Origin of the sequence: Streptomyces hydrogenans (assembly GCF_014656075.1) — a bacterium.
Taxonomy (GTDB): Bacteria; Actinomycetota; Actinomycetes; order Streptomycetales; family Streptomycetaceae; genus Streptomyces; species Streptomyces hydrogenans.
Window position 1 is genome coordinate 1 of sequence record NZ_BNBS01000214.1, and the last position, 6,643, is coordinate 6,643.

The window sequence follows — 6,643 nt, forward strand, 5'->3', positions numbered from 1 at the left end:
GATCCGGGCGGCACTGGGCGGGCGGGTGCGGTACGTGACCTGCGCCGGCTCGCCGAGACGGAACGGACGCCGGGCGCGGTGCGCGGCCGGGCCGCCCGGATCCTGCTCGACGAGGGGCGACTCACCGACGACGAGGCCGCCCGCCTCATGGGCCTCGCCCTCTCGCCCGGCGCCCCGCCCGCCTCCGCCGCCGCCTGGCTCGACGGCTTCGTCGGCGGCACCGGCGGCGGGCTGCTCCTCGTCCACGACGAGCGCCTCCTCACCCTCCTCGACCGCTGGCTCTCCGGCGTACCGGCCGAGGCGTTCACCGACGTCCTGCCCCTGCTGCGGCGCACCTTCGGGGCGTACGAGCCCGGCGCCCGGCGCACCCTCGGCGAGCTGGCCGCCCGCGGGCCCGGGACCGCGCGCCGCACCGCCGCCGTCCCCGGCTTCGCCGCCGCTCCCGACACGGCGCGGGCCGCCGGAGTCCTGCCCCTCCTCGACCTCGTCCTCGGCACGGAGGCAGCCGCATGAGCACCAGCACCCCCGACGAGCGGCTGCGCCGCTGGCGGCTCGTCCTCGGCGGCGCCGCGGCCGAGGGCACCGGCCGCACCCTGTCCGGCACCGACGCCGCCATGGACGCCGCCCTCGCCGCCCTCTACGACAGCGCGGACGGCGGCGGCGAGCGCGGGGGAGGGCTCGGCGGCTCCGCGCCCTCCGTCGCCCGCTGGCTCGGCGACATCCGCGGCTACTTCCCCCGCTCCGTGGTGCGGGTCCTGCAGCGCGACGCCATCGACCGGCTCGGTCTCGCCGCCCTCCTCCTGGAGCCGGAGACGCTGGAGGCCGTCGAGCCCGACGTCCACCTCGTCGGCACCCTCCTCTCGCTGAGCGAGGCGCTGCCGGAGACCACCAGGGAGACCGCCCGGGCCGTCGTCCGCAAGGTCGTCGCCGATCTGGAGGCCCGGCTCGCGAGCCGCACCAGGGCGGCCGTCACCGGAGCCCTCGACCGCTCCGCCCGGATCAGCCGGCCCCGCCACCGGGACATCGACTGGGACCGCACCCTGCGCGCCAACCTCAGGCACTACCTGCCCGAGCACCGCACCGTCGTCCCCGAGCGGCTGATCGGCCACGGCCGCGCCTCCCGGGCGGTGCGCAAGAAGGTCGTGCTCTGCGTCGACCAGTCCGCCTCGATGGCCGCCTCCGTCGTGTACGCCTCCGTCTTCGGCGCCGTCCTCGCCTCCCTCAGGACCGTCGCCACCCGGCTCGTCGTCTTCGACACCTCGGTCGTCGACCTCACCGAGGTGCTCGACGACCCCGTCGACGTCCTCTTCGGCACCCGGCTCGGCGGCGGCACCGACATCAACCGGGCGCTCGCCTACTGCCAGTCGCGGATCACCCGCCCCGCCGACACCGTCGTCGTCCTCGTCAGCGACCTGTACGAGGGCGGCATCCGCGACGAGATGCTCCGGCGGGTCGCCGCGATGCGGGCGTCCGGGGTGGGGTTCGTCGCCCTCCTCGCCCTCTCCGACGAAGGCGCCCCCGCCCACGACCGCGAGCACGCCGCCGCGCTCGCCGCCCTCGGCGTCCCCGCCTTCGCCTGCACCCCCGACCTCTTCCCCGAGGTCATGGCCGCCGCCCTGGAGGGGAGACCGCTCCCGATGCCCGACCCGGTCTGACCGGCACCCGCCCCGTCGTCCGGACCGGCACCCGCCCCGTCGTCCGGACCGGCACCCGCCCCGTCGTCCGGACCCGCGTGCGGCCCGGGGGCCCGGGGCCGCGCCGGACCCGTCGCACGGTCCGGCGCGCGTGCGGAATCCGTCGTCGCCCGGCCACCCGGACGGACGCCCGCGGGTCCACTGAGGTCCATATCACACCCGGGGCGAGGTGCCCCTCACCCTGCGCACCGGCGTGGCGTGAGGGGCGCAAACCCCGCTCCCCGCCTGCCTGATGGGGGCGGGGCGGGGGTGCGGGGTCGCCCACGGACAGCCCCTTCGTCCCTACGTTCTGTGACCCGTATCACCGCCCGGTGGGGATCTGCGATTTAGGGACCCACGTCCCACGGGGATAACCTGCGAGACGGACATGCCGCGTCCACGGACACCGTGTACGCCTCCCTAGTGACAGCGCAGTCACGTTGCCCTCCGCGGCACGCCCACGCAGACAACGAACCGCGATCATCTAGAAAAGGGACGCGCGTGGACCTGTTCGAGTACCAGGCGAGGGACCTCTTCGCCAAGCACGGTGTACCGGTGCTGGCCGGTGAAGTCATCGACACGCCTGAGGCGGCGCGCGAGGCCACCGAGCGTCTTGGCGGCAAGTCGGTCGTCAAGGCCCAGGTGAAGGTCGGCGGCCGCGGCAAGGCCGGCGGCGTCAAGCTTGCCGCGAACCCGGACGAGGCCGTCGCCCGCGCGACGGACATCCTGGGCATGGACATCAAGGGCCACACGGTCCACAAGGTGATGATCGCCGAGCTGTCCCCGGAGATCGAGGCGGAGTACTACGTCTCGTACCTCCTCGACCGCACCAACCGCACCTTCCTGGCCATGGCCTCGGTGCAGGGCGGCATGGACATCGAGGAGGTCGCGGAGAAGACCCCCGAGGCCCTCGCCAAGGTCCCGGTCAACGCCAACGACGGCGTCACCCTGGAGAAGGCCCGCGAGATCGTCGCCCAGGCGAAGTTCCCGGCCGAGGTCGCCGAGGGCGTCGCCGAGGTCCTGGTCACCCTGTGGGACACCTTCGTCGCCGAGGACGCCCTCCTCGTCGAGGTCAACCCGCTGGTCAAGACCAAGGACGGCCGCATCCTGGCCCTCGACGGCAAGGTCTCGCTCGACGAGAACGCCGACTTCCGCCAGCCGGAGCACGAGGCCCTGGAGGACAAGGCCGCGGCCAACCCGCTGGAGGCCGCCGCCAAGGCCAAGGGCCTCAACTACGTCAAGCTCGACGGCGAGGTCGGCATCATCGGCAACGGCGCCGGCCTGGTCATGTCGACCCTGGACGTCGTCGCGTACGCCGGTGAGAACCACGGCGGCGTGAAGCCGGCCAACTTCCTCGACATCGGCGGCGGCGCCTCCGCCGAGGTCATGGCGAACGGCCTGGAGATCATCCTCGGCGACGCGGACGTCAAGTCCGTCTTCGTCAACGTCTTCGGCGGCATCACCGCCTGTGACGAGGTCGCCAACGGCATCGTGCAGGCCCTGGAGCTCCTCGCCTCGAAGGGCGAGGAAGTCACCAAGCCGCTCGTCGTCCGCCTCGACGGCAACAACGCGGAGCTGGGTCGCAAGATCCTGTCCGACGCCAACCACCCGCTCGTGCAGCGCGTGGACACCATGGACGGCGCGGCCGACAAGGCCGCCGAGCTCGCGGCCGCGAAGTAAGGGAAGAGGGACAGAACAGCCATGGCTATCTTCCTCAACAAGGACAGCAAGGTCATCGTCCAGGGCATGACCGGTGCCACGGGCATGAAGCACACCAAGCTCATGCTGGGTGACGGCACCAACATCGTCGGCGGCGTGAACCCGCGCAAGGCCGGCACCGTCGTCGACTTCGACGGCACCGAGGTCCCGGTCTTCGGCTCCGTCGCCGAGGCGATGAAGGAGACCGGCGCCAACGTCTCGGTCCTCTTCGTCCCGCCGGCCTTCGCCAAGGCCGCCGTCGTCGAGGCGATCGACGCCGAGATCCCCCTCGCCGTCGTCATCACCGAGGGCATCGCCGTCCACGACTCCGCCGCCTTCTGGGCGTACGCGCAGGCGAAGGGCAACAAGACCCGCATCATCGGCCCGAACTGCCCCGGTCTCATCACCCCGGGTCAGTCGAACGCCGGCATCATCCCGGGCGACATCACGAAGCCGGGCCGCATCGGCCTGGTCTCGAAGTCCGGCACGCTGACGTACCAGATGATGTACGAGCTCCGTGACATCGGCTTCTCGTCCGCCGTCGGCATCGGTGGCGACCCGGTCATCGGCACCACGCACATCGACGCCCTGGCGGCCTTCGAGGCCGACCCGGAGACGGACCTGATCGTCATGATCGGCGAGATCGGCGGCGACGCCGAGGAGCGTGCGGCCGACTTCATCAAGGCCAACGTCACCAAGCCGGTCGTCGGCTACGTCGCGGGCTTCACCGCGCCCGAGGGCAAGACCATGGGCCACGCCGGCGCCATCGTCTCCGGCTCCTCCGGCACCGCCCAGGCGAAGAAGGAGGCCCTGGAGGCCGCCGGTGTGAAGGTCGGCAAGACCCCCACCGAGACCGCCAAGCTGGCGCGCGCCATCCTCGCGGGCTGACACGCACAGCAGCTCGACAGGCCGTAAGCGCGTGGGCCCCGCCCCTCCGGGAGACCGGAAGGGCGGGGCCCACGCGCGTACCGGCTACCCGGCGGTCGGGATCAGCCGCTCCGGCCCCGGGTTCGGCTCGGACCGCAGCCGGTCGCGCAGCTCCACGTCCTCCTCGCCGAGCTTCTGCGGCCCGCCGCGCACCGGGACGCCGTTCACGGTCTGGCCGGGCGCGACGTCCGGGATGTAGCGGGTCGGCGCCGTCACCGCCGTCAGGGCCGTGACGCAGACCAGCGCCGCCGTCACCCCGACCACCGCCCGGGTCAGCCGCCGGTTCCGCCGTTCGCTGCCGCCGCGGACCGTCCGGGCCACCGGCAGCGTCGCCGACGGCGCCTCCGCCACCAGGGCGGCGAGCCGCCGCTGGAGCGCCTCGGGGTCGGCCAGTTCCGGCACCCGCCTGCCGATCTCCGCGTGCGCGTACAGCAGCCGGTTGGCGGCGGCCGGCGTGCTGGCCTCCGTCTCGGCGGCCGTCTCGGGCAGGTCGAGCCCGAGCCCGTCGTAGAGCAGGACGGTGCGGCGGTACGGCGCCGGCAGGTCGAGCAGCGCCCCGAGCAGCGCCCGCCGCCCTGCCTCGGTCGGCGGGGCGTCGGGGTGCTTGTGGGTGCGGCGCAGCCGGTGCCAGGGGGAGAGGGCGTACTCGTACGCCGCCGCCCGCACCCAGCCGACCGGGTCGGCGTCCACGGCCACCTCGGGCCAGTGCTCCCAGGCGTGGTGGAAGGCGTGCTCGACGGCCTCCTGGGAGAGCCGGCGGCGTCCGGTCAGCAGGTACGTCTGGTGGACGAGGCCGGGGGCCGCGTGCCCGTAGAGCGCGTCGAACGCCTCCTCGGGCGTCAGCCCGGCCGGCTCGGGTCCGCGCGCGGCCACCGGCACCGGCTCGGGCTCCGGGGCGGGGGCCGGTTCCGGTGCCGGTTTCAGGCGCTGCTCGGGCCGGGCGGGGCCCTTCGGGGGCCCGGCGGGCCGTCGGTCGGCGGCCTTGGGCCGTACGTGGGCGGTGGGCGCCGGTGTCGGTCCGGCGGGGGCCTCCGCGGGGGCGTCCGACAGGCCGCTGAGCAGCTTGACGTACGCCTCGCGCTTGCGGCCCCGGGGGGCCGAGCGACCGGTCTCCCACGCCTTGACCGTGGCCTTCGTGACGCCCATCGCCTCGGCGACCTGCTCCTCGCTCAGGGAGAGCGCCTCGCGCAGCCGGCGCCGCTCCTTCGGCGTCGGCAGCGCGGTGGCGGCGGAGGGGGGCGCGGTGTCGCCGCCCCGGCTCGTCTGGCTCATCGGTGTCGACCTCCCGCGGAGCACCTCTGGGCGGAAAAGTACATAAACGTATATTGAGCGACACAACGGATGTTTGCCTGTTACGCCGCGAAAGCGCGTGTCGTTGGCAGCATGGCCCCGTGACCCACCTGACCGAGCACTCCCTGGTCCAGGGCGGGCGTTCCGCCGCGTTCGCCACCGCCTGTGTCCGCGGCGGCGTCGCCGCCGGACTCGGCGTCGGCGCGCTCGCGGTCCTGGTGATCGTCGCCTGGATCAGCTCGCCGTTCCCCGACAGCGGCGCCGGCGGCGCCCTCCACCTCGCCGCCGGGCTGTGGCTGCTCGCCCACGGCGTCGAACTCGTCCGCACCGACACCCTCGGCGGGCTGCCCGCACCGCTGGGGATCGTCCCGCTGCTGACGGCCGCGCTGCCGGTCTGGCTGGTCTTCCGGACCGCCCGCTCCACCCTCGACCCGGCCGACGAGACCGGCCCGCGGCCCTCGCCCGCGGGCACGCTCGGCGCGGTCTCCGGGGGATACCTGCTGGTGGCGGCCGTGATCGTGGTCTACAGCGAGAGCGGTCCGCTGCCCGCCGACCTCGTCACCGCCGGCCTGTGGCTGCCCGGCGTGGTGCTCGACGCCGCCGGCGCCGGCGTCTGGACCGCGCTGGGCCGGCCGCTGCCCGGCCGGGAGGAGGCCGCCGCCGCCCTGCGCGGGGCGGCGGCCGGTCTGGTGACCCTGCTCGCGGGCGGAGCGGTGCTCGCCGGCACCCCGCTGGACTGGCACGCGGGCGCGGCGCGGGCCTCGTACGAGGGAATCGCGGGGGAGTGGTCCGGTCGGGTGGCGCTGGCGCTGCTGGTCCTCGCGCTGCTGCCGAACGCGGCCGTGTGGGCCGCCGCGTACGGCCTCGGTCCCGGCGTCGCGCTCGGCACGGGCGCGCTCGCGACCCCGCTGGGCCTGGTCGGCGACCCGGCCGTGCCGCCCTTCCCGCTCCTCGCGGCGCTGCCCCCGGAGGGCCGCGGCGGCTGGCCGCAGTGGGCGGCGGCGGCCGTGCCGCTGGTCGCTGCGGTGGTCCTCGGCCGCTCGGTGGGCCGGGCC

At 74.7% G+C, this 6,643-nt stretch carries 6 protein-coding genes; 5 read left to right on the forward strand and 1 reads right to left on the reverse strand.

The features are described from left to right. From IE321_RS40005 to sucD, 4 genes are all read left to right on the forward strand, one after another. On the forward strand, nucleotides 1–513 hold a 513-nt coding region (locus tag IE321_RS40005), incomplete at its 5' end, for a DUF5682 family protein (protein WP_229916804.1). Further along, nucleotides 510–1,655 (forward strand): VWA domain-containing protein, encoded by a 1,146-nt coding sequence (locus tag IE321_RS40010; RefSeq protein ID WP_190226559.1) that lies wholly within the window; start codon nucleotides 510–512, stop codon nucleotides 1,653–1,655. The genes IE321_RS40005 and IE321_RS40010, both read left to right, overlap by 4 nt. A gap of 519 nt (nucleotides 1,656–2,174) precedes the next feature. Further along, nucleotides 2,175–3,353, forward strand: coding sequence for an ADP-forming succinate--CoA ligase subunit beta (gene sucC, locus IE321_RS40015; protein WP_190226560.1), 1,179 nt, complete (start codon nucleotides 2,175–2,177; stop codon nucleotides 3,351–3,353). Between the two features lie 21 nt (nucleotides 3,354–3,374). Continuing rightward, nucleotides 3,375–4,259, forward strand: a complete 885-nt coding sequence (gene sucD / locus IE321_RS40020; RefSeq protein WP_190226561.1) for a succinate--CoA ligase subunit alpha — start codon at nucleotides 3,375–3,377, stop codon at nucleotides 4,257–4,259. A gap of 84 nt (nucleotides 4,260–4,343) precedes the next feature. On the opposite strand, the gene IE321_RS40025 is transcribed toward sucD, so the two are convergent. Next, nucleotides 4,344–5,570, reverse strand: a complete 1,227-nt coding sequence (locus IE321_RS40025) for a helix-turn-helix domain-containing protein (protein WP_190226562.1) — start codon at nucleotides 5,568–5,570, stop codon at nucleotides 4,344–4,346. Between the two features lie 119 nt (nucleotides 5,571–5,689). Here IE321_RS40025 and IE321_RS40030 point away from each other — a divergent pair. Beyond that, nucleotides 5,690–6,643, forward strand: a 954-nt coding sequence (locus tag IE321_RS40030) for a cell division protein PerM (RefSeq protein ID WP_229916806.1), incomplete at its 3' end; no start/stop codon positions are given.